29 protein-coding genes and 1 tRNA gene are annotated in these 26978 nt (G+C 69.4%); 16 read left to right on the top strand and 14 right to left on the bottom strand.

From position 1 onward, the window contains the following. Nucleotides 1–5 precede the first annotated feature (5 nt). Together ccmI and FMM06_RS14230 are read left to right on the top strand one after the other, a co-directional pair. Nucleotides 6–1205, top strand: coding sequence for a c-type cytochrome biogenesis protein CcmI (ccmI, locus tag FMM06_RS14235; protein ID WP_144335000.1), 1200 nt, complete (start codon nucleotides 6–8; stop codon nucleotides 1203–1205). Between the two features lie 16 nt (nucleotides 1206–1221). Next, nucleotides 1222–2205, top strand: a complete 984-nt coding sequence (locus FMM06_RS14230; protein ID WP_144334999.1) for a radical SAM protein — start codon at nucleotides 1222–1224, stop codon at nucleotides 2203–2205. Here the strand turns inward: FMM06_RS14230 and FMM06_RS14225 are convergent. Next, nucleotides 2153–2692 (bottom strand): TlpA family protein disulfide reductase, encoded by a 540-nt coding sequence (locus FMM06_RS14225; protein ID WP_185965195.1) that lies wholly within the window; start codon nucleotides 2690–2692, stop codon nucleotides 2153–2155. The genes FMM06_RS14230 and FMM06_RS14225 overlap by 53 nt on opposite strands. Nucleotides 2693–2702: 10 nt before the next feature. On the opposite strand from FMM06_RS14225, the gene argH reads away from it, so the two are divergent. From argH to FMM06_RS14195, 6 genes are all read left to right on the top strand, one after another. Next, nucleotides 2703–4067: an argininosuccinate lyase gene (gene argH, locus FMM06_RS14220; protein WP_144334997.1), complete on the top strand. Its 1365-nt coding sequence runs from the start codon at nucleotides 2703–2705 to the stop codon at nucleotides 4065–4067. After that, nucleotides 4064–4300 carry a hypothetical protein gene (locus FMM06_RS14215; RefSeq protein ID WP_144334996.1) on the top strand — a complete coding sequence of 79 codons (237 nt, stop codon included), beginning with the start codon at nucleotides 4064–4066 and terminating at the stop codon, nucleotides 4298–4300. Before argH ends, FMM06_RS14215 begins: the two co-directional genes overlap by 4 nt. Next, nucleotides 4300–5568 (top strand): diaminopimelate decarboxylase, encoded by a 1269-nt coding sequence (lysA, locus tag FMM06_RS14210; protein WP_144334995.1) that lies wholly within the window; start codon nucleotides 4300–4302, stop codon nucleotides 5566–5568. Before FMM06_RS14215 ends, lysA begins: the two co-directional genes overlap by 1 nt. A gap of 28 nt (nucleotides 5569–5596) precedes the next feature. Continuing rightward, nucleotides 5597–6469, top strand: coding sequence for a UTP--glucose-1-phosphate uridylyltransferase (locus FMM06_RS14205; RefSeq protein WP_144335490.1), 873 nt, complete (start codon nucleotides 5597–5599; stop codon nucleotides 6467–6469). Between the two features lie 38 nt (nucleotides 6470–6507). Continuing rightward, the gene (locus FMM06_RS14200; protein ID WP_144334994.1) at nucleotides 6508–6768 is read left to right on the top strand and encodes a plasmid stabilization protein; all 261 of its coding nucleotides are present in this window, start codon (nucleotides 6508–6510) and stop codon (nucleotides 6766–6768) included. Between the two features lie 136 nt (nucleotides 6769–6904). Beyond that, complete coding sequence (locus FMM06_RS14195; RefSeq protein WP_144334993.1) at nucleotides 6905–7648, top strand: precorrin-2 dehydrogenase/sirohydrochlorin ferrochelatase family protein; 744 nt, start codon at nucleotides 6905–6907, stop codon at nucleotides 7646–7648. Nucleotides 7649–7652: 4 nt separating this feature from the next. On the opposite strand, the gene FMM06_RS14190 is transcribed toward FMM06_RS14195, so the two are convergent. The 8 genes from FMM06_RS14190 to argJ form a co-directional block, all read right to left on the bottom strand. Next, nucleotides 7653–8150, bottom strand: coding sequence for a L,D-transpeptidase family protein (locus FMM06_RS14190; protein ID WP_144334992.1), 498 nt, complete (start codon nucleotides 8148–8150; stop codon nucleotides 7653–7655). Then, complete coding sequence (gene ribA, locus FMM06_RS14185; protein ID WP_144334991.1) at nucleotides 8147–9265, bottom strand: GTP cyclohydrolase II; 1119 nt, start codon at nucleotides 9263–9265, stop codon at nucleotides 8147–8149. The genes FMM06_RS14190 and ribA overlap by 4 nt, the downstream gene beginning before the upstream one ends. Beyond that, nucleotides 9262–10053 (bottom strand): exodeoxyribonuclease III, encoded by a 792-nt coding sequence (locus tag FMM06_RS14180; RefSeq protein ID WP_144334990.1) that lies wholly within the window; start codon nucleotides 10051–10053, stop codon nucleotides 9262–9264. Before FMM06_RS14180 ends, ribA begins: the two co-directional genes overlap by 4 nt. A 230-nt stretch (nucleotides 10054–10283) precedes the next feature. Beyond that, nucleotides 10284–10877, bottom strand: coding sequence for a LolA family protein (locus FMM06_RS14175; RefSeq protein WP_144334989.1), 594 nt, complete (start codon nucleotides 10875–10877; stop codon nucleotides 10284–10286). 233 nt (nucleotides 10878–11110) lie between these two features. Then, nucleotides 11111–12058 carry an electron transfer flavoprotein subunit alpha/FixB family protein gene (locus FMM06_RS14170; protein WP_144334988.1) on the bottom strand — a complete coding sequence of 316 codons (948 nt, stop codon included), beginning with the start codon at nucleotides 12056–12058 and terminating at the stop codon, nucleotides 11111–11113. After that, entirely contained in the window at nucleotides 12055–12804 is a 750-nt protein-coding gene (locus FMM06_RS14165; RefSeq protein WP_144334987.1) for an electron transfer flavoprotein subunit beta/FixA family protein, read from the bottom strand. The genes FMM06_RS14170 and FMM06_RS14165 overlap by 4 nt, the downstream gene beginning before the upstream one ends. 56 nt (nucleotides 12805–12860) lie before the next feature. Then, nucleotides 12861–13775 (bottom strand): glutathione S-transferase family protein, encoded by a 915-nt coding sequence (locus FMM06_RS14160; protein ID WP_144334986.1) that lies wholly within the window; start codon nucleotides 13773–13775, stop codon nucleotides 12861–12863. Nucleotides 13776–13778: 3 nt separating this feature from the next. Continuing rightward, nucleotides 13779–15002, bottom strand: a complete 1224-nt coding sequence (gene argJ / locus FMM06_RS14155; RefSeq protein ID WP_144334985.1) for a bifunctional glutamate N-acetyltransferase/amino-acid acetyltransferase ArgJ — start codon at nucleotides 15000–15002, stop codon at nucleotides 13779–13781. 98 nt (nucleotides 15003–15100) lie between these two features. Between argJ and FMM06_RS14150 the strand changes: the two genes are divergently transcribed. Continuing rightward, nucleotides 15101–16063, top strand: coding sequence for a YihY/virulence factor BrkB family protein (locus tag FMM06_RS14150; RefSeq protein ID WP_235889326.1), 963 nt, complete (start codon nucleotides 15101–15103; stop codon nucleotides 16061–16063). A 31-nt stretch (nucleotides 16064–16094) separates the two neighbouring features. Then, the gene (locus FMM06_RS14145; RefSeq protein WP_144334984.1) at nucleotides 16095–16661 is read left to right on the top strand and encodes a thymidine kinase; all 567 of its coding nucleotides are present in this window, start codon (nucleotides 16095–16097) and stop codon (nucleotides 16659–16661) included. On the opposite strand, the gene FMM06_RS14140 is transcribed toward FMM06_RS14145, so the two are convergent. Next, complete coding sequence (locus tag FMM06_RS14140; RefSeq protein WP_144334983.1) at nucleotides 16653–16838, bottom strand: hypothetical protein; 186 nt, start codon at nucleotides 16836–16838, stop codon at nucleotides 16653–16655. The two genes, FMM06_RS14145 and FMM06_RS14140, sit on opposite strands and share 9 nt — an antisense overlap. A 209-nt stretch (nucleotides 16839–17047) precedes the next feature. On the opposite strand from FMM06_RS14140, the gene secA reads away from it, so the two are divergent. After that, nucleotides 17048–19789, top strand: a complete 2742-nt coding sequence (gene secA, locus FMM06_RS14135) for a preprotein translocase subunit SecA (protein WP_144334982.1) — start codon at nucleotides 17048–17050, stop codon at nucleotides 19787–19789. Between the two features lie 96 nt (nucleotides 19790–19885). Here secA and hisD read toward each other — a convergent pair whose 3' ends face one another. Together hisD and hisG are read right to left on the bottom strand one after the other, a co-directional pair. Then, nucleotides 19886–21157 (bottom strand): histidinol dehydrogenase, encoded by a 1272-nt coding sequence (gene hisD / locus FMM06_RS14130; RefSeq protein WP_144334981.1) that lies wholly within the window; start codon nucleotides 21155–21157, stop codon nucleotides 19886–19888. Continuing rightward, on the bottom strand, nucleotides 21144–21800 hold the full coding sequence (gene hisG, locus FMM06_RS14125; protein ID WP_144334980.1) for an ATP phosphoribosyltransferase: 657 nt from the start codon (nucleotides 21798–21800) through the stop codon (nucleotides 21144–21146). Before hisG ends, hisD begins: the two co-directional genes overlap by 14 nt. A gap of 60 nt (nucleotides 21801–21860) precedes the next feature. Here hisG and FMM06_RS14120 point away from each other — a divergent pair, with 60 nt between their 5' ends. The 5 genes from FMM06_RS14120 (at nucleotide 21861) to FMM06_RS14100 (ending at nucleotide 24708) form a co-directional block, all read left to right on the top strand. Then, nucleotides 21861–22889 carry a DUF2332 domain-containing protein gene (locus tag FMM06_RS14120; protein ID WP_144334979.1) on the top strand — a complete coding sequence of 343 codons (1029 nt, stop codon included), beginning with the start codon at nucleotides 21861–21863 and terminating at the stop codon, nucleotides 22887–22889. Continuing rightward, nucleotides 22880–23446, top strand: coding sequence for a Maf family protein (locus tag FMM06_RS14115; protein ID WP_144334978.1), 567 nt, complete (start codon nucleotides 22880–22882; stop codon nucleotides 23444–23446). The genes FMM06_RS14120 and FMM06_RS14115 overlap by 10 nt, the downstream gene beginning before the upstream one ends. Beyond that, nucleotides 23439–24443 carry a ribonuclease E/G gene (locus FMM06_RS14110; protein ID WP_144334977.1) on the top strand — a complete coding sequence of 335 codons (1005 nt, stop codon included), beginning with the start codon at nucleotides 23439–23441 and terminating at the stop codon, nucleotides 24441–24443. Before FMM06_RS14115 ends, FMM06_RS14110 begins: the two co-directional genes overlap by 8 nt. Continuing rightward, on the top strand, nucleotides 24427–24609 hold the full coding sequence (locus tag FMM06_RS14105) for a DNA gyrase inhibitor YacG (protein WP_144334976.1): 183 nt from the start codon (nucleotides 24427–24429) through the stop codon (nucleotides 24607–24609). Before FMM06_RS14110 ends, FMM06_RS14105 begins: the two co-directional genes overlap by 17 nt. Nucleotides 24610–24633: 24 nt before the next feature. Then, a tRNA-Phe gene (locus tag FMM06_RS14100) sits at nucleotides 24634–24708 on the top strand. Between the two features lie 31 nt (nucleotides 24709–24739). On the opposite strand, the gene FMM06_RS14095 is transcribed toward FMM06_RS14100, so the two are convergent. Both FMM06_RS14095 and FMM06_RS14090 read right to left on the bottom strand, forming a co-directional pair. Continuing rightward, nucleotides 24740–25936 (bottom strand): tyrosine-type recombinase/integrase, encoded by a 1197-nt coding sequence (locus FMM06_RS14095; RefSeq protein ID WP_144334975.1) that lies wholly within the window; start codon nucleotides 25934–25936, stop codon nucleotides 24740–24742. Next, entirely contained in the window at nucleotides 25929–26606 is a 678-nt protein-coding gene (locus tag FMM06_RS14090) for a hypothetical protein (protein ID WP_185965194.1), read from the bottom strand. Before FMM06_RS14090 ends, FMM06_RS14095 begins: the two co-directional genes overlap by 8 nt. Nucleotides 26607–26978: the final 372 nt, after the last annotated feature.

Here is a 26978-nt window from a genome sequence, read left to right as displayed (position 1 = left end):
CACACATGCTGCTCTGGGCTATCCTGACCGTCATCGCGGTCGCCGTCGCCGTCGCGTGCACGGTGCCGCTGGTGCGCCGCTACGAGGCGCGGCCCTCGGCGCGCGCCGCCGCGCTGACCATCCTGGGCGAGCAGCTCGCCGACATCGACGTGCAGGTCGCGGGCGGGGCGATCGACCCCACCCAAGCCGACGCGCTGCGCACCGAGGTCAAGCGCCGCATGCTGACCAGCCCGACCACCGAGGCAGCCCCCCGGCCGCTCGGGCCGTCGGCGCTCGGCAAGCTGGCGATCGGCCTCGCGGTGGTTACCGCGGTGGCGGGCACCCTGCTCTATACGCGCCTCGGCCGGCCCGATCTCGCGACCGATCCGGCGCTGACCACGGCGGGCAATACCGCCGTCACCCCCGACGCCGCGAGCACCGCCGCCGCCAACGCCGATGTCGCGTCGATGGTGACGCAGCTCGAGACACGGATGAAGGACAACCCCAACGACGCCGAAGGCTGGCGCATGCTCGGTTGGAGCTATTTCCAGACCTCGCGTTTCAAGGAATCGGCCGACGCCTACGGCAAGGCCGTCGCGCTGACCCCCGCCGCGCCGGGCTATGCGAGCGCCTACGGCGAGGCGCTGGTCCAAGCCGCAGGCGGCCAGATGACCAAGGAGGCGCTGGCGCAGTTCCGCGCCGCCAACCTGCTCGACAAGCAGGATGCGCGCGCGCGCTATTTCCTCGGCGTCGCCAAGGCCGAGAGCGGCGACCGCCGCGGCGCCGTCGACGACTGGCTGGCGCTGCTGAGCGAATCGCCTGCCGACGCCCCCTGGGCGCCGGAGCTTCGCCGCGTCATCCTGGAAACCGCCAAGGCCGACGGCCGCGACGTCAGCGCCCAAGTGGGTGCGCCGGCCTCGGGGCCTGCAGCCGGCGGCCCCGTCACCACCGCGCCGAACCCGACCGCCGAGCAGGTCCAGGCGGTGCAGGCCCTGCCGCAGCAGGACCAGCAGGCGATGATCCGCGGCATGGTCGATAGCCTCGCCGCCAAGCTCAAGGCCAACCCGAAGGACCCCGAAGGCTGGGTCCGCCTGATGCGCGCCCGCCTCGTCCTCGGCGACCGCGCCGCGGCGGCGACGGCGAAGAAGGACGCGCAGGCTGCGCTGGCGGGTGACGCGGCGGGCACCGCGACGGTGACGCAGGGCGCGGCGGCGCTGGGGTTGTAGGAGGCCAAACCGTGCCATGACCGTCCGCTTCGCGCAGATCGAGCCGACGACGCGGTGCAATTTCACCTGCGGCTTCTGCGCCGGGCGGCACATGGCGCAGGGCGACCTGGCGTTCGAAACCTTCGCGGCGTTCCTGTCGGCGCACCCCGCCCTGACCCATGTCGAGTTGCAGGGGGAGGGCGAGCCGCTGCTGCATCCGCGCATCTTCGACATGATCGCGACATGCGGGGAACGCGGCATCGCGGTGTCGATGATCGTCAACGGCAGCCTGCTGAGCGAAACCCGCATCGCGCGGCTGGTCGAGGGCGGCGTGCGGACGATCCATGTCAGCCTGGAGACGGTCGACCCGGCGCGCTTCGCGGCGATCCGCGGCGGGCTGTTCGACAAGGTGGCGGACGGCATCCAGCGCCTCGTCGACGCGCGCAACCGCTTGGGCGCCGCCTATCCCGCGGTCGGCCTCGCGGTGACTTTGCTCGCCTCGACGATCGCCGATGCGCCGGCCATCGCGCAGTTCTACGACGACCTCGGCCTCGACGGCGGTATCGTCTGGCAAGGGCTGCAGGCGATGCCCGCCTATGCCGATCACTACGACGCGGGTGTTGCCGCCGAGGCGCTGACGCCTGCGCTCTGGCAGCGCCATCACGGCGAGCTCGTCCGCACCTTGGGCGCGCGCGGCGGACGGGCACCGAGCTTCTATCATGCGATGTTCGCCGCCGGACGCCCGGGCGGGTGCGCCTGGCTCGACGGCGGGGCGTATCTCGCGATCGACGGGCGGGTAAGCGGCTGTTGCTACATGAAGGCCCCCGCCGACGCCTTCGGGCGCATCGGGGACGACACGGTTGCGACCATCGACGCGGCGCGGGATGCGCTGGCGCAGGCGCTTGCGCGGGGTGTCGTGCCGCCGCCGTGCCGGGGGTGCGCAATTGCGGCGCGGGCGGCAGCGAGCCCTAGCGCAGCGCCGCCGCGGCCTCTGCCGAGGTCCACTTCACCGGGCCGTTGATGCGCCACACCTCGCGCCCCTTCGCGTCGTACAGGATCGACACCGGCAGGCCCGCCGCGCCGACGGCCTGCGCGTAATTGCCCTGCGCGTCGAGGCGGGGGACGATCCGTTCGAACTTGCCCGTCGTCCAGAACTTGTCGATCGCCCGCCAGCCGCCGAGGTCCTGGCTGATCGTCAGCACGGTCAGCGAGGCGCGGCGGTTCTCGGCGAGTTCGTCGAGGTCGGGCAGCTCGGCGATGCACGGCGCGCACCACGTCGCCCACAAATTGACCAGCACCGGCTTGCCGCGGAAATTCGCGACGGTGGCCGCGTCGCCGTCGCGCGTCGTGAACTTGACCGGCGGCGCGAGCGTGCCCGCGCGACTGCGGTCGAGCTTCGCCGCGAGGGGCCGCCCGGCTTGCGACGCGGCGGGCTTTCCCGTAACCGCCAGCGGCGCGAGCGCCAGAGCCGCGAGCAGGACCGCTGAAGCCAGGATGCGCAAGGACACGTCCAATTCATTGTGGGGCGGCCGCTTCGACGGCGGGCCGGCGGCGGTGATGCGTGACATAAACGCCTCGATTTCCTTCGACAAGCGGCTGTGGCGGCAGGACCTGGCGGGCAGCCGCGCGCACGCCCGGATGCTGGCGGCGCAGGGCATCGTCGACGCCGCCGACATCGATGCGATCCTCGGCGGGCTCGACGTGATTGCCGGCGAGTACGAGGCCGGCGGGCTGGTCGAGGATGCGGCGCTCGAGGACATCCACATGCACGTCGAGACGCGCCTGGCGGCGCTGATCGGCCCGGCGGCGGGGCGGCTGCACACCGCGCGGTCGCGCAACGACCAGGTCGCGACCGACTTCCGCCTGTGGGTGCGCGACGCGATCGACGCGCTCGACGCGCAGCTGGATGCGTTGTCGCAGGCGCTGCTGGTGCGTGCCGACGAGCATGCCGCGAGCGTCATGCCGGGCTTCACCCACCTGCAGATCGCGCAGCCGGTGACGCTCGGGCACCACCTGATGGCCTATGTCGAGATGGTGCGCCGCGACCGCGGGCGTTTCGCCGACTGCCGCCGCCGGCTGAACGAATGCCCGCTGGGCAGTGCGGCGCTTGCCGGTACGGGCTTCCCGGTCGACCGGTTTGCGGTTGCGGCCGAGCTGGGCTTCGACCGGCCGACGGCGAATTCGCTCGACAGCGTGTCGGACCGGGACTTCGCGCTCGAATTCCTCAGCGCCGCGACGCTGGCCGGGCTGCATCTGTCGCGCCTCGCCGAGGAGATGGTGATCTGGGCGTCGCAGCCGTTCGGCTTCATCGCGCTCCCCGACGCCTGGTCGACGGGCAGCTCGATCATGCCGCAGAAGCGCAACCCCGATGCCGCCGAGCTGGTGCGCGGGCATTCGGGCCGCCTGCTCGGCTGCCTGGTGGCCCTTGCGGGGACGATGAAGGGCCTGCCGCTCGCCTATTCGAAGGACATGCAGGACGACAAGCCGCCGGTGTTCGAGGCGTACGACCTGCTGGCGCTGGGCATCGCCGCTATGACGGGCATGGTCGCCAGCGTCGAGTTTCGCACCGACCGCATGCGCGCCGTCGCGGGGCTGGGATTCTCGACCGCGACCGACCTCGCCGACTGGCTGGTACGGGTCGTGGGCGTGCCGTTCCGCGAGGCGCACCACATCACCGGGCGCGCGGTCGCGGCGGCGGAAGCCGCGGGCGTCGGCCTTGCGGACCTCAGCCTCGAAACCCTGCAGGCGGTCGATGCGCGGATCGATGCGGGCGTGTTCGACGTTCTTTCGGTCGATGCCTCGGTCGCCAGCCGGACGAGCCATGGCGGCACCGCGCCGGTGCGGGTGCGCGAGGCGATCGCCGCAGCACGGGAAGCATCATGAAGCGCGTCATCCTCCTCGCGGTCGTCCTCGCCGGATGCGGCAAGCTGGGGCCGCTCCAGCCGGTGTCGCCCGAGCGCGCGCCGCCGCGGCCGTTGAACGCCCTCGTGCCGCCGACGCCCGAGCAGCAGCTCGTCGTGCCGCCCCAGGCCGCGCCCGATCGCGTCGACGACCCCATCAAGAAGTCGCGCGAGCGGGCCGACGACCGCTTCGACCTGCCGCCCCCGGGATTGTAATGGACCATTTCGACTATCGCGGCGGCGTCCTCCACGCCGAGGACGTCGATCTCGCCGCGCTGGCGGCGGAGGTCGGCACGCCGGTCTACGTCTATTCGGCCGCCACGCTGGAACGGCACTTCCGCGTCTTCGCCGCTGCGGTCGCGGGGCTCGGCACCGGCGACCCGCTGGTCGCGTTCGCGTGCAAGGCCAACCCCAACCTCAGCGTGCTGGCGACCTTGGCGCGCCTCGGCGCCGGGGCCGACGTGGTCTCGGCGGGCGAACTGGCGCGCGCGCTCGCGGCAGGCGTGCCGGCGAACCGCATCGTGTTTTCGGGCGTCGGCAAGCAGGTGTTCGAGCTGCAGGCGGGTGTCGAGGCGGGCATCCTGCAGTTCAACGTCGAATCCGAGGCCGAGATCGAGATGCTCGCCGCGGTGGCTCAGGCCGCGGGCAAGCGCGTCGACATCGCGGTGCGCGTCAATCCGGGCGTCGACGCCAAGACCCACGCCAAGATCTCGACCGGCGGCGACGACAACAAGTTCGGCATTCCTCTGTCACGCGCGGGCGCAGCCTTCGCGCAGGCCGCGGCGCACCCCTCGCTGCGCCCCGTCGGCATCGCCGCGCACATCGGCAGCCAGCTCAGCGATCTCGGCCCGCTGGAGGCTACCTTCGGGCGGATGGGCGGCCTCGTCGCGAGCTTGCGCGCTGCGGGCCACAGCATCGAGCGCGTCGATCTCGGCGGTGGCCTCGGCGTCCCCTACCGCCCCGACGTGGCCGCGCCCCCCAGCCCCGCCGATTACGGGGCGATGGTCGCGCGCGCGACCAAGGGCTGGGACGTGCGCCTGATCTTCGAGCCCGGGCGGCTGATTGCCGGCAACGCAGGCGTGCTGCTCAGCCGCGTCATCCTGGTGAAGCAGGGCGTCGGCAAGGCCTTCGTGGTGATCGACGCCGCGATGAACGACCTGCTGCGCCCGTCGCTGTACGGCGCGTGGCACGACGTGCAGGCGGTCCGCGCGACCGACGAACGCACCACCGCGACCCTCGTCGGGCCGATCTGCGAGAGCGGCGACACCTTCGCCGACGACCGCGAGATGCCTACGGTCAAGGCCGGCGACCTCGTCGCGCTTATGACCGCGGGGGCGTACGGCGCGACGATGGCGTCGACCTACAACTCGCGCGACCTCGTGCCCGAGGTCATGGTGTCGGGCAGCGACCATGCCGTGGTCAGCGCGCGGCGTGTCGCGGCCGACATGATGGCGCTGGATACGCGCGCGCCCTGGCTGGTTTAGAACCCGCAAAACAGGAGCCCGAATGACCATCCGCCCCGTCAAGACCGCCGTGTTTCCAGTGGGGGGACAGGGCACACGCTTCCTGCCCGCGACCAAGGCAGTGCCCAAGGAACTCCTCCCCGTCGTCGACAAGCCGCTGCTGCAGTATGCCGTCGACGAGGCCCTGAGCGCGGGCATCGAGCGGCTCGTCTTCGTGACCGCGCGCGGCAAGTCGGCGCTGGAGGATTATTTCGACGTCGCCGGCGAGCTCGTCGCCAGCCTCAAGGCCAAGGGCAAGACGGCCGAGCTCGCCGTTCTGGACACGACGCAGCTCGAACCCGGGCGCATCGCGTACGTCCGCCAGCAGGAACCCGCGGGGCTGGGCCATGCCGTGTGGTGCGCGCGCTTCATCACCGCGGGCGAGCCCTTCGCGGTGCTGCTCCCCGACGAGCTGCTGTGGTCGCCTGAGAACCCTTGCCTGAAGCAGATGAACGAGGCGTACGAACGCGTCGGCGGCAATGTCATCGCGGTGCTCGAGGTGCCGGAGGCGCATACCAACCGCTTCGGCATCGTCGATCCGGGCAGCGTCGACGGCTTGCTCACGCAAGTGAGGGGCCTCGTCGAGAAGCCGCCGCAGGGCACCGCGCCGTCGCGCCTTGCGGCGATCGGGCGCTACATCCTGCAGCCCGAATGCATGACCAAGCTGGCGGCGCACAAGCGCGGCGCGGGCGGCGAGATTCAGCTGACCGACGCGATGGCCGAGCTGATCGGACACCAGCCCTTCCACGCGATGACCTTCACCGGTGACCGCTTCGATTGCGGCGACAAGGCAGGGCACATCACCGCGAACATCGCGCTGGCGCTGGCGCGCGAGGATGTCGGGCCGCAGGTGCGTGAGTGGCTGGCGGCGCGGAACCTGTAGGCGCCCGAGCGGCTTTCACGGTTCGAAGGAGAGCCGCGATGCCACAGGGTGACAAGGACGCCTACACCGACAAGCAGAAGCGCAAGGCCGCCCACATCGAGCAAGGCTACGAGGACGCCGGCGCCTCGCCGAAGGAGGCCGAGGCGCGCGCCTGGGCGACGGTCAACAAGCAGGACGGCGGCGGCAAGAAGGCCGGATCGGGCCGCGGCCAGCCGGCGGCGCGCACTGCCGCGCAGCGGTCCGACTCGGCGAAGAAGGCGGCGGCGACGCGGAAGCGGAACGCGGCGGCGAAGGGGTAGCGCGGCAAGCGCCGCGCACCCACCCCTGACCCCTCCCTGAAGAAGGGCGGGGAACGCGTGCTCCTTCTGCCTCCCTCCCTCTTCAGGGAGGGGTCGGGGGTGGGTGCGCGCGACTTCGCGCGCTAAGGCTGAAGCCATGGACAGCCTGCCGATCTTCGTACGCCTCTCGGGCCAGCCCGTGCTGCTGATCGGCGGAGGCCCTGCCGCCGATGCCAAGGCGCGGCTGATCGAAGGGGCTGGCGGTGTCATCGTGCGCGAGCCCGCGATGGCCCGCATTGCCTTCGTCGCGCTCGACGATGCCGATGCGGCGGCCGCGATCGCCGCGCGGCTGAAGGCGGACGGGTGTCTGGTCAATGTCGTGGACAAGCCAGCGCTGTGCGATTTCACCGTGCCGGCGATCGTCGACCGCTCGCCGGTGATCGTCGCGATCGGCACCGGCGGTGCATCGGCGAGCCTCGCCAAGGTGCTGCGGGCCCGGCTGGAAGCGCTGCTGCCCGCGACTTTGGGGGACCTCGCGCGGCGGGTCTTCGCGGCACGCGGCGAAGTCGCGGCGCGGCACCCAACGGTCGACGCGCGTCGGCGCTTCTGGGATGCCGCCATGGCGCCTGGTGCGCCGCTCGACCCGTTCGGGGAGGCGGGCGACATTCCCTTCGATGGTGTCCGCGCGGCGGACTCGCTGACCGAGATCGCGCTTGCGTCGGCCGACCCCGACGACCTGACGATCCGCCAGCTCCGCGCGCTGGGCACCGCCGACCTGATCGTTCACCCTGCCGGAGTGGCGCCGGCGATCCTCGACCGCGCGCGGCGCGATGCTGATCGGGTGGTGGGGGACGCGCTGCCTGACCCGCTGCCGTCGGGGCGGGTGGTTTGGCTGCGCTGACGGCCTATCGGATCGTCAGCGTCATGCCCGTAGCCAGCCGCGGCAGCAGCGCCGCGAGCACCGGGGCATCGACCGCGACGCAGCCCTCGGTGGGGCGGCGGTCGGGGCGGGTGGCGTGGAGGAAGATCGCGCTGCCCAAGCCCGGCACCGGCGGCGCGTCGTTGTGGCCGAGGACGACGACCACGTCGTACACCGCATCGTCGCGCCACAGATGCTCGGCGGAGAAGCGGCGCGGGTGAACCACCGGGCGGTTGTACGCCGGGTCGGCGGGGTCGTCGGACCAGCCGTCCGCCGGGCGAATCCAGCGCCACGGCAGCGCGCGAGGCGGCGTCAGGCTGCGGTCGGGGCGCAGCAGCGCGATGCGCAGCGGCCAGTCGCCCAGCGGGGTCGCGCCGTCGCCCTCGCGCTTCGTCGCAGCCGTCACGACGCCGCCGCGACCGATCACGCACGGCCAGACTTCGCCGAAGGCGCTCAGCGTCAGGGCGTCGGTGTCGACGATCACAGCAGGTGGCCCTGCCGCGCGCGCTTGGTGTCGAGGTAGTGCGCGTTGTGCGGATTGGCGGGCATTGCGTGGGGGACGCGCTCGGTCACCCTGATGCCGCCCGCCTCGAGGCCAGCCACCTTGTCGGGATTGTTGGTCAGCAGGCGCACCGCATCCACGCCGAGCAGACGCAGCATCGCCGCCGCCAGAGCGAAATCGCGCTCGTCGGCACCGAAGCCGAGGCGCAAATTGGCGTCGACGGTGTCGAACCCCTGGTCCTGCAGCGCGTACGCCCGCAGCTTGTTGATCAGCCCGATGCCGCGCCCCTCCTGCTGCAGGTACAGCAGGATGCCGCCGCCGGCGGCCGCGATGCTCGCGACCGCGCCGCGCAGCTGCGGGCCGCAGTCGCACTTCAGGCTGCCCAGCACGTCGCCGGTCAGGCACGCCGAGTGGAGGCGCGTCAGCACCGGCTCGGACAGCAGGGGGTCGCCGATCAGCAGCGCGAGATGCTCGGGGCCACCGTCGGTGGCGCGGAACGCGACGACCTGGGTGTTCGGGGCGCCGTCGAGGGGGAGTGTAGCGCGGGTAACGAGGCGGAGGGTCGCGGCGGGGTCGTGGGCGAGGATGGCGGTGGCGGCTACCCTTAAAGCGTCATCCCGGCTTTCGCCGCGATGACGACCAGCAGCCATAGGCACCGCGAACACCGCAGGTAGCAACCCGCCCAGCTTCGCCAGCCGCACCGCCGCATTCGCCGCGCCAGCCAGCGGCCCCGGATCGCGGCTCGTGAACGGCCCCTTGAACGGCGTCGCGAGGTCGCGGACCGGGTCGGCGGTGGCGACGCTGGCGGGCAGGTCCATCCACGCCGCGCGCTCGATCCACACCGCGTCGCTGGCGGCCGCCGCGCGCTGGTTGGTGATGTTCAGCAGCGCCGCACGCGGGTGCGCGACGATCAGCCCGGCGCGGCCGTCCACCTCGAGCGCCGCCAGCGATGCTTCGTCGGCAAGCTCGACCGCCAGGATGGTCAGCGCGCCGCCATCCGACTCGACCACCACGGGCGCCCCGCGGCGCAGCTCGTCGATCGCCCGTGCAACCGACCGATTAACCGAATAGGTTTCACGTGAAACATCGGCGGTCATAATTCGAACCGCACGATCTGCGGGACATGGTCCGACGGCTTGCCCCAGTTGCGCGCGTCCTCGATGACCTCGAAGCCCGTCGCCTGCTTCGCCAGCCCCGGCGAGGCCCAGAGGTGATCGAGCCGCCGACCGCGGTCGCCGACCGTCCAGTCGACGTTGCGGTAGCTCCACCAGGTGTACAGCCGCTCGGGCGGCGGGATGAAGTGGCGCCCCAGGTCGACCCAGTCGTGGCTCGCCTGCAGGCCGTTCAGCCGGGCGACCTCGATCGGCGTGTGGCTGACGACGTTCAGCAGCGCCTTGTGGCTCCACACGTCGCATTCCAGCGGCGCGATGTTGAAGTCGCCGACGATCAGCGTGTCGTCACGCAGGCCCTCGGACCAGCGCGTCATGCGGTCGATGAACGCCAGCTTCTGCGCGAACTTGGGGTTAAGGACGGGGTCGGGAATGTCGCCGCCGGCAGGGACGTAGACGTTCTCCAGCAGCACGCCGTTGGGCAGGCGCGCGCCGATGTGGCGAGCCTCGCCATTGTCCTGCCAGTCGAAGCGGCGTTGCTCGACCAGCGGTACCTTGGACAAAGTCGCGACGCCGTGGTGCATCTTCTGGCCGCAGACGACGCGGTACTTGTACCCCAGCGCCTCGAACGCGGCGTGCGGAAAGCCGTCGTCGATGACCTTGGTTTCCTGCAGGCACAGGATGTCGGGGGCATGGTCGGTCAGGAACCGCTCGACGATGTCGAGGCGGAACCGCACCGAATTGATGTTCCAGCTGGCGACGGAAAGCGATGGCATGGTGCCGGTCTAAACGCCCATCCCCAGAACGCAATTGGCCCCCGCTCCGGGGGCATGGAACGGGGGCCGGTTTGCGCTCGTCACGCAACGATCTGCGGCATGGTGCCCGGGTAACAGGGGGCAAAGCCCGAGCGACGCCGCCGACCGCCCGCTCGAAATACGGGCGCGCACCTTGCCCTGACCTGAACAGGATTAATGGGCGTACACGCGCCGGGGCGTTCGTCGGCGATTCAGCCCGGCCTGCCGGGCGTGCGGATGCGTGGATCGCGGAAGGTGAAGGTCGACTTCGGAATCGCGACATTCGACCGCACCGTATTCAGCACGACCTCGGTCCGGTTGTTCTGCGCGTCGAGCGCGGTCCAGCCCGCGAGTGCCAGCCCGCCGGGCGCATCGGCGCGGCGCACGAAGACCATCGTCAGCGTGCCGTAGTCGGGCCGCTTCGGGTCGCGCGCCGCGATGCGCACCTGACCTGCGGGTGCCTCGACGACGCGTGCGACGCGCGCGAGGTCCTTGGCCGGATCGAGCAGCGCGGCGAGCGGCGAGTTGCGGATCGGCCACTGCGACACCTGCCCGACCTTGTAATCGATCATCGACAGCGCGCGCCCGTCGGCGACGATCAGCAGCTTGGACTTGTCGTAGTCGAAGCGGATCTTGCCCGGCCGCACGAGCTGCATCCGCCCGGTCGCGACGCGCCCGTCGGACGCAGTCTGGGTGAAGCGCGCGGTCATCGACGTCGTCGCGGCGAGCGCCGCCGCAACCTCGTCGAGCGGGGCGGCGACGGCGGGCGTGGCGACAAGCGCCGCGAGGAGCAGGGTGCGGATCATGCCGCGCTGTCTAGCGGGCACGGCTTTGCGTCAAGCTGAACGAAACACCCTCCCCTGCGGGGAGGGTCGGGGATACGGCGAAGCCGGCCCCGGGGTGGGAAGTGTCGTACACGCAGCGCGTGTCGAAGGGGGCTCCCCATCAAGCGCACCGCCCTTGGTTAGACCCACCCCCGGGCCGCGCCTCGCGCGTCTCTCGCCCCTCCCCGCAGGGGAAGGGGCGGCGCTTGCGCGCCTTAGCCCTTCGCGGCGTTCAGCTTGCTCGTCAGCTCGGGGACCAGCGTGAACAGGTCGCCCACGAGGCCGATGTCGGCGACCTGGAAGATCGGCGCGTCGTCGTCCTTGTTGATCGCGACGATGATCTTCGAATCCTTCATCCCCGCGAGGTGCTGGATCGCGCCCGAGATGCCGACCGCCATGTAGAGCTCGGGCGCGACGATCTTGCCTGTCTGGCCGACCTGATAGTCGTTGGGGACGTAGCCGGCGTCGACCGCGGCGCGGCTGGCACCGAGGCCGGCACCGAGAGCATCGGCGAGCGGCTCCATGATCTCGTGGAATTTCTCGCCCGACCCCAGTGCACGGCCGCCCGAGACGATGATCTTGGCCGCGGTCAGTTCGGGGCGAGCGCTCGTCGTCAGCTCGGCACCCTTGAAGGTCGACAGGCCTGAATCGCCCGTGCCCGACACGGGCTCGATCGACGCGCTGCCGCCTTCGGTCGCGGCCTTGGCGAAGGCGGTGCCGCGCACGGTGATGACGCGCTTGGCGTCGCTCGACTTGACCGTCGCGATGGCGTTGCCGGCGTAGATCGGGCGCGTGAAGGTGTCGGGCGCTTCGACCGACAGGATCTCGCTGATCTGCACGACGTCGAGCGCTGCGGCGACGCGCGGCGCGATGTTCTTGCCGCGCGACGTGGCGGGCGCGACGAACGCGTCATAGTTCGCCATCAGCCCGGCGACGAGCGGCGCGACGTTCTCGGGGAGCGCATGCTCGTACGCGGCATCGTCCGCCAGCAGCACCTTGGTGACGCCCGCGACCTTGGCGGCCGCATCGGCGACGGCCTGCGCGCCGGCGCCGGCGACGAGGACATGGACTTCACCGCCCAGCTGCCCGGCGGCGGTGATCGTCGCCAGCGTCGCGTCCTTCAGGACCTTGTTGTCGTGTTCGGCCAGAACCAGGCTGCTCATCCGATCGCTCCCAGCACCTTGAGTTTGTCGACCAGCTCGTCGACCGTCTTGACCTTGACGCCGGCCGTCCGCTTCGACGGCTCGACGACCTTCAGGATCTGCAGCCGCGGCGTCGCGTCGACGCCGTAGTCGGCAGGGGTCTTCGAGGCGATCGGCTTCGACTTCGCCTTCATGATGTTGGGCAGCGAGGCGTAGCGCGGCTCGTTGAGACGCAGGTCGGTAGTGACCACCGCGGGCAGCTTGAGCTCGACCGTCTCGGCACCGCCGTCGATCTCGCGCTCGACGGTGACCATCGCGCCGTCGGCGGTGATCTTCGACGCGAAGGTGCCTTGCGGCCAGCCGAGCAGGCCCGACAGCATCTGCCCGGTCTGGTTGGCGTCGTCGTCGATCGCCTGCTTGCCGAGGATGATCAGCTGCGGCGCCTCTTCCTTGGCGATGGCGGCGAGGATCTTGGCGACGGCCAGCGACTCGGTCGGCTGGTCGGTGACCACCAGGATGCCGCGATCGGCGCCCATCGCGAGCGCGGTGCGGATCGTTTCCTGGCTCTGCTGCACGCCGATCGACACCGCGACGATCTCGGTCACCACGCCCTTTTCCTTCAGGCGAATGGCTTCCTCGACGGCGATCTCGTCGAACGGATTCATGCTCATCTTGACGTTGGCGAGCTCGACGCCGGTGCCGTCGGACTTCACCCGCACCTTGACGTTGTAATCGACCACCCGCTTGACGGGGACCAAGACCTTCATGCGCGTTTCCTGCCCAAGTTTGAGTGCGTGTTGCGACAGCCGGGCGCGGGCGTCAACTAAGCGGGCAGGACCATTTGCCCCAGGCGCGGGAAGTTGACCACCACATGGCCACCGCCGTCGAGGTCGCGCACCACCGCGATGCCGCGCGGCGACAGACGCAGCAGCTGGCCCTCGACAGGGGCATCGCCCGACCCATCGGTGCGGACCTTGACCCGCTGGCCCGCGGTGAAGCCGCTCGACGCGTCGACGTCCTCACCCAGGTCGGGGGTCGCGGCGCGGGCGAGCGCGAGGGCGTCGTCGGCACTCGCCTCGACCGGACGGCCGTGGCCGAAGGCTGCGACGCGGTCGTACCACGCCGACAGGTTGGGGAGGGCGGCGATCGCCTGCTCGGCGGGCGTGCCCGCGGCGCGCCCGCGGACGAACCAGAGGTTGGAGTAGAAGGCGAGGTCGGCGTGCCCGGCCGCGTCGCCGCCGACGAAGGCGCGCCCGTCGGCAAGCACGGCGTCGAGCCACGTCGCGGCAGTCACCGCCTGGCTCGCGAGGTGCGGTGTCGCACGCGCCAGCGACGCCATGTCGAGGCCGAAGCGCGCCTTGCGGTCGTCGATGAACGCCTGCGGTAGCGCCCCAGGCGGCAGGCTGCCGAGCGCTGCCCCGACATGCGCGGTGAACTGCGCCGCGCCTGCCCAGCCCGCGAGCATGCGGTGCAGGTCGCCGAGCGGCGCCGGGTACAGGCTGGGGCGCGGCGTGTGCGCCTCGAGCGCGTCGATGATCTTCGCGGTGTCGCAATAGAGGTCGGCGCCGATCTGCAGCACCGGGGTGCGGGCATAGCCCCCGGTCAGCGCGACGAGGCCGGGCTTGGGCATGATGCTGGGGATGATCACCGAGCGATAGTCGAGGTCCTTCAGGCCATGCGCGACGCGCGCCAGTTCGGCGAAGGGCGACATGGGATAGTGGTGGAGGACGATTTCCATGGCTCAGCTCCGATAGTCGGCGTTGATCGAAATATAGCCGTGCGTCAGGTCGCACGTCCAAACCGTCGCGCGGCCGTCTCCGAGACCCAGGTCGACGTCGATCTCGATTTCGCTGCCTGCAAGGTGCGTGGCGACGGGGGCCTCGTCATAGCCGGGGACGACGGCACCATGGGCTGCGACCTGCACGCCGCCGAAGGCGATGCTCAGCCGGTCGCGGTCGGCGACCTCGCCCGCCTTGCCGACCGCCATCACGACGCGGCCCCAGTTGGCGTCGCCGCCGGCGATGGCGGTCTTGACCAGCGGCGAGTTGGCGATGCTGAGCGCCACGACCTTTGCGGCGCGGTCGTCGGCCGCACCGGCGACGCGCACCTCGATGAACTTGGTCGCCCCTTCGCCGTCGCGCACGACCAGATGCGCGAGATCGCGGCAGACCGCGCGTAGTGCGGCGTGGAAGGCGTCCGCGCCCGGAGCATCGGGGGCATCCAGCACTTCATTTCGGGCCGCGCCGGTCGCGAAGGCGAGGACCGTGTCGGACGTCGAAGTGTCGCTGTCGACCGTGATCGCATTGAACGTCTCGTCGCAAATGCTGCGCAGCATTTGCTGCAGCAAAGGTGCAGCAATCGCGGCGTCGGTGAATACGAACCCGAGCATCGTCGCCATGTCGGGGGCGATCATCCCCGATCCCTTGACGACGCCCGCAATGGTGATCCGGCGACCCTGAACGACGGCGTGCGCGACCGCGGCCTTCGGGAAGGTGTCGGTCGTTCCGATGGCGTTGGTCAGGTCGAGCAGGCTCGCCTCGCCCAGCGCAGCATTCGCGGCGGCGACGCCCGCGAGCGCCTTGTCCTGCGGCAGCGGCACGCCGATCACGCCCGTCGAGGCGGCAAACACCTCGTGCGCGCCGCACCCGAGCAAGGCCGCCGCTTGCTCGACCTGCGCGCGACTCGCTGCCGCCCCCCCCGCACCGGTGAAGGCGTTCGAATTCCCTGAATTGACGACCAGCCCGCGCGCTGCGCCGCCGGGTAGGTTCGCCCGGCACCACTCGACCTCGGGCGACGGGCACAGCGACCGCGTCGTCACCCCGGCGACCGTCGTGCCCGCGTCGAACGCGACGAGTGTCGTGTCGGCGCGCGTCCATGCCTTGTAGCCCGCGCAGGCGGTGCCGATGCGCACCCCCGCGACGGCTGCGATTTCGGGGAAGGGGCGGGCGAGGGGCGAAACGGTCATGCGCGTCCCCTTGCCGCGCGTCGGCTGCCAAGTCGAGCGTGCGACCAAAGCTGCCGCGACGCGTTCAGCGCACTCGTTTTCAAAGCAAGGCCGCGCGCATGACCGATCGAGATGCGCACGGGCACGGGCGCGAGGCGGCGACGCCCGGCCAGATGCCGGTGCGCGGCTGGTGGCAGATCCTGCGCCGCACCTATGCCGAGGCCGGCAACGACAATCTCGGTCTGGTTGCCGCTGGCGTCGCCTTCTACTGCTTCCTCGCGCTTGTGCCGCTGCTCGGCGCGCTGGTGCTGACCTACGGCCTCGTCGTCGAGCCTGCCGATGTGACGCGCCATATCTCGGCGATCGCCAGCGTCATCCCGGCCGAAGCCGCGAAGCTGATCGACGAGCAGCTCGTCAATGTCGTCAACAGCGCATCGGGGAAGAAGGGGCTGGGCCTTGCCGCCGCATTGGCGCTTGCGCTGTACGGCGCGATGAAGGGTGCCGGCGCGCTGATCACCGCGCTCGGCATCGTCTATGAGCAGCCCGAGACGCGCGGCTTCGTCCGCACCACGCTCTTGCAGCTGGCGATGACGCTCGGCGCGGTGCTGCTTACCGTCGCGCTGCTCGCCGCGGCGTCGGCGAGCGCTTTCCTCGAGGATCTGGCGGGGCAGCTGTCGTCGGTCGCGGCGGTGGCGATCAAGGTCGGCGCCTGGGCTGTCACGGCGATCGTCGCCACCTTCGGGATCGCCGCAGTCTATCGCTACGCCCCCGCCCGGCGCTCGCCGCGCTGGACATGGCTGACGCCGGGGTCGGTATTCGCCTGCGTCGGGTTCGTCGTCGCCACGCTCGGCTTCGGCTATTACGCGGCGCGCTTCGGCGATTACAACGCGACCTACGGCTCGCTCGGTGCGGTCGTCGTGCTGCTGTTCTGGCTGTATCTGTCGGCGTATGTCCTGCTGCTCGGCGCCGAACTCAATTCGGAACTCGAGCATCAGACCGCGCGCGACACCACGACGGGCGGCGACAAGCCGATGGGCACGCGCGGCGCGGTGATGGCGGACCAGGCCGCGGCAGCCGATTGACGCGGCCGTCTTGCGGCACGACACGCGCTGCATGGCCAAGCTGTATTTCTACTACGCGTCGATGAACGCCGGAAAATCGACGCTGCTGCTCCAGGCCGACTTCAACTACCGCGAGCGCGGCATGGCGACCAAGCTGTTCACTGCGGCTGTCGATACGCGTGCCGGCGTCGGGGTGATCGCCTCGCGCATCGGGCTCAGCCGCCCGGCGCACGCCTTCACCGCCGCGACCGACCTTGCCATGGAGACTGCCGCAGCAGGACCGCTCGCGTGCGTGCTGGTCGACGAGGCGCAGTTCCTGACGCGCGCGCAGGTCGGGCAGCTGGCGGGGGTCGCGGACGCGGGCAAACCGGTGCTGTGCTACGGGCTGCGGACCGACTTCCAGGGGGTGCCGTTCGAAGGGTCGTTATGGCTGCTGGCGCTTGCCGATGTGCTCAGCGAGATCAAGTCGGTGTGCAAGTGCGGCGCCAAGGCGACGATGAACCTGCGCGTCGATGCGGCTGGCAATGCGGTGGCGGAAGGGGCGCAGACGGCGATCGGCGGCAACGAGCTTTACGTCGCGCTGTGCCGCAAGCATTTCATGGCGGCGCGCTCAGGCTGACATGCGCTGCGGCGGCAGCTTGGCGATGCGGCGGCTGCCGGCCCAGACCTCGACGCCGCCATTGTCGGCAAGCGCACGGGCGCGAGCGATCGCCGCATCGTCGTCGGGCAAGCGCTCGCGCGTTCCCGAATCGATCATCCCACCCGGATTGACCTTGAAGAATCGATACTCACCCATCGCAACACCCTCGATAACGCAGCGCCTGCGAAAAACAGTTTTCACTGTTCGTCCCCGTAACTTTAATAACCGCTTAACGATTGGATTGCGAGTCCGAAACAGCGCGGCGAATTGACTAAAGGCCCCTGCGAACCTACATCGCGCCGGTTCGGATCGGGCGCATTCACATAGGTTGGACCGCGTCCGTTCCTCAGCGCGTCAGGAATTTCATGCTCGGATTCGGCGGTATCGCCAAGCGTCTGTTCGGCTCGTCGAACGACCGTTACGTCAAGGGTCTCAATCCGCTGGTCGCCAAGATCAACGCGTTCGAGCCGTCCATCGAACCCTTGTCGGACGCGGACCTCGCCGCGCAGACGGTCAAGTTCCGCGCGCGGCTGGCCGAAGGCGCAACGCTCGACGACCTGCTGCCCGAGGCGTTCGCCACGGTCCGCGAGGCGGCAAAGCGCGCGCTCGGCCAGCGCCACTACGACGTGCAGCTGGTCGGCGGCATCGTCCTCCACCGCGGCGAGATCGCCGAGATGCGGACCGGCGAGGGCAAGACGCTCGTCGCGACGCTCGCGGTGTACCTGAACGCGCTCAGCGGCAAGGGCGTCCACGTCGTCACGGTCAACGACTATCTCGCGTCGCGCGACGCCGAGTGGATGGGCCGCGTCTACAAGTTTCTGGGGCTGACCGTCGGGGTCATCGTCCCCAATATCGACGACGACACGCGCCGCGCGGCCTATGCCGCCGACATCACCTACGGCACCAACAACGAATACGGCTTCGACTATCTGCGCGACAACATGAAGTACAGCCGCGAGCAGATGGTGCAGCGGCCCTTCAACTTCGCCGTCGTCGACGAGGTCGACTCGGTGCTCGTCGACGAGGCGCGCACGCCGCTGATCATCTCGGGCCCGACCGAGGACAAGTCGGAACTGTACCTGAAGGTCGACGCGGTCGTGAAGACGCTGGTCCCTGAGGATTACGAGATCGACGAGAAGCAGAAGTCGGTGATCCTGACCGAGGACGGCACCGAGAAGTGCGAGCGCGCCTTCGAGGCGGCGGGCATGCTCGAGGGCGAGAACCTCTACGACTACGAGAATACTCAGGTCGTCCACCACCTGAACCAGGCGCTGCGCGCCAACGTCATCTTCCGCCGCGACACCGACTATATCGTCCGCGGCGGCAAGGTGATCATCATCGACGAGTTCACCGGCCGCATGATGGACGGACGCCGCTGGTCGGACGGCCTGCACCAGGCGGTCGAGGCCAAGGAAGGCCAGGCGATCCAGCCCGAGAACCAGACGCTCGCGTCGATCACCTTCCAGAATTATTTCCGCATGTACCCGAAGCTGGGCGGCATGACCGGCACCGCGGCGACCGAGGCGGCCGAGTTCTTCGACATCTACAAGCTGAACGTCGTGACGATCCCGACCAACCTGCCGGTCAAGCGCGTCGACGTCGACGACGAATTTTACAAGAACGCCGAGGAGAAGTTCAAGGCGATTGTCCGGACGATTCGTGAGGCCTCAGCCAAGGGCCAGCCGATCCTGGTCGGCACCGTGTCGATCGAAAAGTCGGAGATGCTCAGCGAGTTCCTGAAGGCCGAGAAGGTCGAGCACGTCGTCCTGAACGCGCGCTATCACGAGCAGGAAGCGCATATCGTCGAGCAGGCGGGCCGCCTGGGTGCGGTCACGATCGCCACCAACATGGCCGGCCGCGGCACCGACATTCAGCTCGGTGGCAATTTCGACGCGCGCGTCGAGCGCGAGCTGGGCGACGTCGAGGGCTTCGAGCGCGAGGCGGGTATCGCACGTATCAAGGCCGAGGTGCAGGCCGAGCGCGAGGCGGTGCGCGCCGCGGGCGGACTGTTCGTGCTGGGCACCGAGCGCCACGAGAGCCGGCGCATCGACAACCAGCTGCGCGGCCGCTCGGGCCGCCAGGGCGATCCGGGCTTCAGCCGCTTCTACCTGAGCCTCGACGACGACCTGCTGCGCATCTTCGGCCAGCAGTCGATGCTGAGCCGCATGATGAACTCGGGGCTCGAGGAGGGCGAGGCGATCGTCCATCCCTGGATTTCCAAGGCGATCGAGACCGCCCAGAAGAAGGTCGAGGCGCGCAACTACGACGTCCGCAAGCAGCTGCTCGAATACGACAACGTCATGAACGATCAGCGCAAGGTCATCTACGACCAGCGCCAGGACATCATGGATTCGGACACCGTCGGCGACGTCGTCGTCGATATGCGGCACGAGGCGGTCAATTTGATCGTCGCGACGTCGTGCCCCGAGGGCACCTACCCCGAGCAATGGGACGTTGCCGCGCTGACCGAGGCGACGCAGGGCACGCTGGGCGTCGATGTGCCGATCGCCGAGTGGGTCGCGGAAGAGAAGATCGACCAGGAAATCCTCGTCGAGCGGCTGATCGCGGCCGCGGACGACACGATGGCCGCCAAGGCCGCGCCGCTGCCGCCCGAGACGTGGATCCAGATCGAGAAGAACTTCCTGCTCCAGGCGCTCGACCATCACTGGAAGGAGCATCTGGCGACCCTCGACGCGCTGCGTCAGGTCATCCACCTGCGGGCGTACGCGCAGAAGACGCCGCTCAACGAGTATAAGTCGGAGGCCTTCGCGCTGTTCGAGCGCATGCTCGGCACGGTGCGCGAGGACGTCACGCGGATGCTGGCGAACGCGCAGTTCAACATGCAGGCGGAGGAGGATTATCCGCCGCTGCCCGACTTCGTGACGACGCACATTGACCCGCTGACCGGCGGCAACGATGCCTTCGGTCCGCGCGGCAACCTGCCCGCCGGCGCGCTCGCCTTCGCCGGCTCGGCGACCGCGGCACTGACCGAAGTGTCGGACGAAGAACTGGCCGACTGGAACCGCACCGTGTCGCGCAACGCCACGTGCCCGTGCGGGTCGGGGAACAAGTTCAAGCACTGCCACGGAAACCTGGCGCGGGTTTAAGTCTTCGCTTCCGGTCGTCATCCCGGCGAAAGCCGGGACCCATCTCCCGAACGCAGGTGATGGGTCCCGGCTTTCGCCGGGATGACGATAAGAAAGTTAGAGCCGCGCCCGCACCGACGCAGCGTGGGCAGGCAGGCCCTCGGCGTCGGCCAGCGTCGCGGCCGCGGGCCCGATTGCGCGCAGCCCGACCGGGCCGCACTCCAGAAACGTCGTACGCTTCATGAAGTCGGCGACCGACAGCCCGCTAGCGAAGCGCGCGCGGCGTCCTGTCGGCAGGACATGGTTGGGCCCGCCGACATAATCCCCCGCCGCCTCCGGCGTGTGGCGGCCCAGGAACACCGATCCCGCGTGGCGCATCCGCGAGAACAGCACGTGCGGGTCGTCGACCATCAGCTCGACATGCTCCGCGGCCAGTGCGTCGAGCAGCGGCACCGCATCGGCAAGCGTCTCGACGACGATGATCGCCCCGTGCGCGTCCCAGCTGGCGCGCGCCGCCGCTTCGGTCGCCAGCGTCTTCAGCCGCGCCTCGACGGCCGCCGCCACCGCATCGCCGAACCCTGCGTCGTCGGTAATCAGGATCGACTGCGCGGCGGGGTCGTGCTCGGCCTGGCTCAGCAGGTCGATCGCCACCCAGTCGGGGTTCGAGGCGTGATCGCTGACCACGACGATCTCCGACGGCCCCGCGACCATGTCGATCCCGACGGTGCCGTAGAGCTGGCGCTTGGCCTCCGCGACCCAGGCATTGCCGGGACCGACGACGACGTCGACCGGCGCAATGCTGGCAGTGCCATAGGCGAGCGCCGCGACCGCCTGCGCACCGCCGATGCGGTGGACCTCGGTGACGCCCGCCAGCGCGGCCGCCGCCAGCACCAGCGGCGTCGGCCCCGGCGTCACCATGACGACGCGCTCGACGCCCGCGACTGCGGCCGGAATGGCGTTCATCAGGACCGACGAGGGATAGGAGGCGCGCCCGCCCGGCACATACAGCCCGGCGGCCGCGACCGCCGACCAGCGCCACCCGGCGCGGACACCGGTGTCATCGGTCGCGTCGCGGTCGGTCGGCCGCTGCCCGGCGTGGAAGGCACGGATGCGCGCGGCGGCGAACTCGAGTGCCGCCAGCGTCTCCGCCGGCACCTGCACGCGGGCAGCCGCGATCTCGTCCGCGTCGATCAGGCTGCCGGTCGCCGACAGGTCGACCCGGTCGAAGCGCAATGTCAGCTCATGGACCGCCGCATCGCCGCGTGCCCGCACGTCGCGCAGGATCGCCGCGACATCGCCCGCGACATCGGCATCGTCGTCGCGCTTGTCGGCAACCAGCGCGGCGAACGCCGCCGCGAAGCCGGGGTCGCGGGCGTCAAGCCGCTGCATCGGCGGCACTCCTGAACTTCGCGACCCAGTCGACGACGCGCCCGTCGGTCTTGAACGCCGCGCGGTTGACGATCAGCCGCGAACTCACCTCGGCGATCGTCTCGACCTCGACGAGGCCGTTCTCGGCGAGCGTCCGCCCGGTCGAGACGAGGTCGACGATGCGGGGGCTGAGGCCGAGCAGCGGTGCCAGCTCCATCGCGCCGTTGAGCTTGACGCACTCGGCCTGCACGCCGCGAGCCGCGAAGTGCGCGCGCGCGACGTTCGGGTATTTGGTGGCGACGCGGACATGGCTCCACGCGCGCGGATCGTCGCCCGATGCAAGCGCCGAGGACTCCGCGACCGACAGGCGGCAGCGCCCGATGCCCAGGTCGACCGGCGCGTAGATCTCGGTGAAGCCGAACTCCATCAGCACGTCGTTGCCCGCGATGCCGAGCTGCGCCGCGCCGAACGCCACGAAGGTCGCGACGTCGAACGCGCGCACGCGAATCAGGTCGACGCCCGGCAGATTGGTGGTGAAGCGCAGCGCCCGGCTGTCCTCGTCGCTGAACGCCGCCTCGGGCACGATGCCGGCGCGCGCCAGCACGGGCAGCGCCTCCTTCAGGATGCGCCCCTTGGGCAATGCGATGATCAATGGCTCGGTCACGGCGCGGGGGGTAGCCGCGCGCGCGTTGCGCGTCCAGCGGCGGGCTGTCACAGGACCGGCATGCACGCCGATATCCGCGCTGCCTTCGCGCAGCAGGGCGACTGGAACCGCCGCCTCGGCGCGCCCTTCACCGCGCGGCTGTGCGACCGGCTGGGGGTGGTGCTCGACCATGGCTCGGCGACCGGGCGGGCGGTGCTCGGCTGGCCGGGTGACGCGTTCGGCGACGCGCTGATGCTGCGCCTCACCGGCGGGCTCAACGCGCTGGTCCGGGCGGGCGCGCTGCCGGGGCTGGCGGCGCACTACCCGCCGAACAAGGCGGGCGACGATGCGGCGCTCGACGCGGCGCTGCGCGCGGCCCTCTCCGACGACCGGCTGCTGCTGTGGCTGGAGAGCGCGCCGCAGACCAACGAGGTCGGCCGCTCGGGGGTGCTGATGCCCGGGCTGCTGACCATCGCGGCTGCTACCGGCTTGGCGCTTGAGTTGTTCGAGCTCGGCGCCAGCGCGGGGTTGAACCTGCGCCTCGATCACTATGGCTACGATCTCGGCGGCGCCGTCTTCGGGCCTGCGGACGCCCCCGTTCGCCTCGCTCCCGACTGGCAGGGCCCGCCGCCGCCCGCCGCCGATGTGCGGATCGTCGCGCGCCGGGGCGTCGACCTCGCGCCGATCGACGTGCGCGACCCCGCCGCGCGCGACCGCCTGCTCGCCTATGTCTGGCCCGAGCAGACCGCGCGCGTCGCCCGCCTCGAGGCTGCGCTGGCCGCCGCTGCTGCCGACCCGGCCCCCATCGATGCCGGCGACGCTGCGGCGTGGGTCGAGGCGCACGTCGCGCCCGTGGACGGCCGCTGCGGGGTCGTGCTGCACAGCATCGCTTTCCAGTACTTCCCTGCCACCACAAAGGCGCGCATCGCCGCGCACATGACGGCGCAAGGCGCGCTCGCCACTGCCACGGCACCCCTCGCCTGGCTGCGCTACGAGCTCGAAGACGCCAGTGGCGCCCTGCCGACCCTGCGCCTGACGCTCTGGCCCGGCGGCGAGGACCGCCTGCTCGCCCACGCCCATCCCCACGGCGCAAGCGTGCAATGGCTCTGATCCTCGCCTCCGCCAGCCCGCGCCGGGTCGAGCTGCTGGCGCGGCTCGGCGTGGTGCCCGATGCGGTCGATCCGGCGGAAGTCGACGAGAGTTGGGCCGCGGGCGAACTGCCCGGGCCGCACGCCGCGCGCCTCGCGGCGCTGAAGGCGGCGACGGTTGCGTCGCGCCACCCCGACGCTATCGTGCTCGCCGCCGACACCGTCGTCGCGGTCGGGCGGCGCGTGCTGCCCAAGGCCGAGACCGAGGCCGAGGCGCGGTCGTGCCTCGCGCTGCTCTCGGGACGGCGGCATCACATCTTCACCGGAGTGACGGTCGTCGCCAGCGGGCTCGGGCGCCACCGCCTGTCGGAGAGCATCGTCACCTTCAAGCGCTTCGAAGCAGCCGAGATCGAAGCCTACATCGCGACCGGCGAATGGCGCGGCAAGGCGGGCGGCTACGCCATCCAGGGCCGCGCCGAGGCCTTCGTGCGCGCCCTGTCGGGGTCGTGGTCGGGGATCGTCGGCCTGCCGCTATTCGAGACACGCGCGCTGCTGCGAAGCGCTGGCCTCGATGTCTGAAGCCCTCATCGACCACGGCATCGGCGAGACGCGCGCCGTCGTGATCGAGGACGGTGAAATCGTCGAGGCGCATGTCGAGCGCGACGACGACGGCCTGCGCGCCGGCGACGTCTGGGCGGCGCGGCTGGTCACCATCCTGGTGCCGGGCCGGCGCGGCATCGTCGAGTGCGGCGGCCATGAAGCGCTGCTCGAACCGCTGCCATCTGCGCTGACCAGCGGCGGACTGGTGCGAGTCGAGGTGGTGCGCGAAGCGCTGCCCGAGGCGGGGCGCGCGAAGCTCGCGAAGGTCCGCGCGGTGCCCGGGGCGCTGCACGGCCCCGGGCGAATCGCGCACGGCCCCGATCTCGCCGAGCGGCTGTCGGCGGCGGGGCACAAGGTGCGCGACGTCACCCATTCCCTCGACGACCCGCTCGAACCGGCGGGCTGGGGCGAGGTCGCCGAGGCCGCCGCCAGCGGCCATGTCGCCTTCGCGGGCGGGCTGCTGACGATCAGCCCGACCCCCGCAATGACGGTGATCGACGTCGACGGCGCGGGCGAGGCGCGCGCACTTGCCGAAGCCGCGGCGGTCGCGGCGGCGCAGGCCATCCGCTGCTTCGACCTGGCGGGCTCGATCGGCATCGATTTCCCGACATTGGGCGACAAGGCGGCGCGGACGGCGCTCGGCGAGCTGCTCGATGCGGCGCTGGCGGCCCCGTTCGAGCGCACCGCGGTCAACGGCTTCGGCTTCGTCCAGATCGTCCGCCCGCGCCTGCGCGCCTCACTCGTCGAGCGGTTGCGCCTCGACGCCGTGCCGACTGCCGCGCTGACCCTATTGCGCCACGCCGTGCGCACCCCAGGCGCCGGCACGCGCGAACTGGCCGCCGCCCCGTCCGTTGTCGCCTGGCTCGAGGCGCGCCCGCACCTCGTCGACGACCTGCGCACCCGCAGCGGCCGCGCGGTGCGGTTGCGGGCGGACCCCGGCCTCGCCATATCCGGCGGCCATGTCGCCGCTCTCTAGCCCCGCCTGTCCGATGTGCCGCCGCGCGGCGTCGCCCGAGCACGCGCCGTTCTGCTCGCCGCGCTGCAAGGACCGCGACCTGCTCAAGTGGCTCGGCGACGGCTACGCCATCCCCGGCGACCCGGTTGACGACGAGGCACTGGACAACGAAAGCGCGCGCGACTAATCCCCCGCCCTCGCGACGCGTCGCGCCCGGGTAGCTCAGGGGTAGAGCAGGGGATTGAAAATCCCCGTGTCGGTGGTTCGATTCCGCCCCCGGGCACCAGCGTTTTCAAGCGCTTAGGCTGATCTGACGTTCAGTTGGCAGGGGCTTGGTGTAAATCCTGTGTAATCGCTGATTTTCGCGGCGATAAAACGTCAACGGCCGCATCGATGTTCGGATCGCTGTCGTGATGATAGTGCAAGAGCATCTTCAGCGTTTTATGCCCACTGATCTTCTGGGCTATGGGCAGGGGTACATTCGATGTGATCAGCGCGGTGATAGAGGTATGCCTCATCACGTGTGGGGTCACGAGCGTCGGATCCAAGCCAGCGCGGATGACAGCCCGTTTGAAGGCCGATGCGAAGCTGGCACGGTGCGGCTTTTTGCTACCCGGGCCAGGACGAAAAACGTAGTCGTCATCTGAACCACCACCTTGTAGCCGCTGGCGATCCCGTTCGGCGATCAGAGCTGCTGTCAACTCGATGGTGAGAGGCTGGCTCCTAGGGCCGGCCTTGGCATTTGGAATATGCATCCGCCGTTGGTCCGAGAAGAAGTTAACCCACTTGTGGGCAACCATCTCACCATGTCGACCTGTTGACTGCAGCCCCATGAGCACGAACAGATAGAGCTGCGGATCGACATCCTGATATGCCGCCCTGAGCAGTCGCGCCTGGTCGTCGCCTGACAGGATTTCCCTGCGACTGCGTGGCTCAGGGGCCCAATCAATCTTAGGCACCGCCTCCTTTGAAATCCATCCGGTCTTGGCGTCAGCCGCGATCGAGAAAATGTGGCTCAGAGTCGCGAGATAGCGGTTTGCAGTCTTGGGGGAAAGCTTCAGCTTCGCGGTGAGGTGATGCACGAACGCGAGGACCTTTGCCTCGGTAATCGCATCAGATCGCATGGCACCAAACCACGGTAACAGGTGCGTTTTCAAATGCTGCTTCTTGCGCGTGAGATTGGCACCGCCAGTCTCCTCCATACGGGCAACGTAGAGCGCCGCCACCGCTGCGAAACTGAACGCGAGCTTCCTCTTTTTCGTAAGCTTGAGACGCCCCTCCCGGGCCTCGGTCCGAAGTCGCTCAATCAGCCTTTCGGCATCGCTCCGAGTTACACCTTCACTCTGCACCCCGACGGTTCTATGGATGCGGTTACCGTCGACCATGACGTTGACCGTAAACCTGACATCGCCATCGCGCGTTTTGGTTGCCGAGATACCAGACTCCATCAGCGTCTTCCCGACAGAAAGTTCGGAGAGTCGTTTGGCAGTAAGCGTCTTATATTTGTTAGCCATCTTCTGATTTCTTCAATAAATTTTCCAGTAACTCATGCGCTATCTTTGAATACATCCTATGCTGTTCTACTTGAGGAATGGTAATCCGTTGGATCTGATGACGAATCGCGATCAAATTCTCATTGAGGTCGAAGACTTTTCGATAGGCTGTCCGTTGGATCTGATGCCCTTCATCGCCAGGCTGACTTTCAAATGTCCCAGCCACGATTTGTTGATCCCATGGATATATCGGCTGGAAGTTGTCGTCGAATAGAGGGCTATATTCCTGATTATATTCCTCTGCAGCTTTTCTGAGTTCTGCTTCGGCATTCAGCTCGGATTGACGCAGTTCAGCAATTCTAGCGGCCTCATCGGGAGGCGGCCTGAGCTGATCGACGTAAGCGATGGCCACGTCGCGGGCAGCCCGCCACACAGCGTAATCCCCGGTCCAGCGCCGACCGACGCGCTGTTCAAGCTCGTGAATTGCCTGTCCAATTACTTGGAAAATCGCAGCGTTGGCGCGCGATCCGAACCTATCTTCGTTCGAGTATGTAGCCTCGAGCCGCGCGTTGATTTCGCGGTTCACCGGCCACCCTTTGTCTCTTGCTGACGCCTCGAGTTTCGACCTCAGTTCATCGCTGACTCGAACCTTGATCTGCGGCAATTGACCGTCTGGAGCGCGCATCGACATCTCTTGTCATTCAGTCCCTAATCTGGGACCGGCTCTTGATAGCACACATAGAGGATGCTACAAGACCAAATCTGGGACCGGGGGAGGGATTGTCGTGGACGGCGTGAAACTGGTTGAGGTTAAGGTATTGCCGTCCGGCTTGATGGACCGGAAGAACGCGGCATCTGCCCTAGGGCGAAGTGCAAAAACCTTGTCCGCGTGGGCCCGGCTGAAAATCGGTCCGACACCGGTCAAGGTCGGAGGTCGCATCTTCTATCGATGGGCCGAAATCCAAAAGTTCGCTTCAGTATGAGCGCGCCAACCTTAAGGTGACGCAGACCGGCATGATGCCCTTTTCGCCGAGCCTGTCAGCTATCACTCTATCCGACTCGC

This window comes from Glacieibacterium frigidum (assembly GCF_007097155.1).
Lineage (GTDB): Bacteria > Pseudomonadota > Alphaproteobacteria > Sphingomonadales > Sphingomonadaceae > Glacieibacterium > Glacieibacterium frigidum.
Note: the sequence above shows the minus strand (reverse complement) of the source record. Positions and strands in the feature narration are given on the sequence as shown.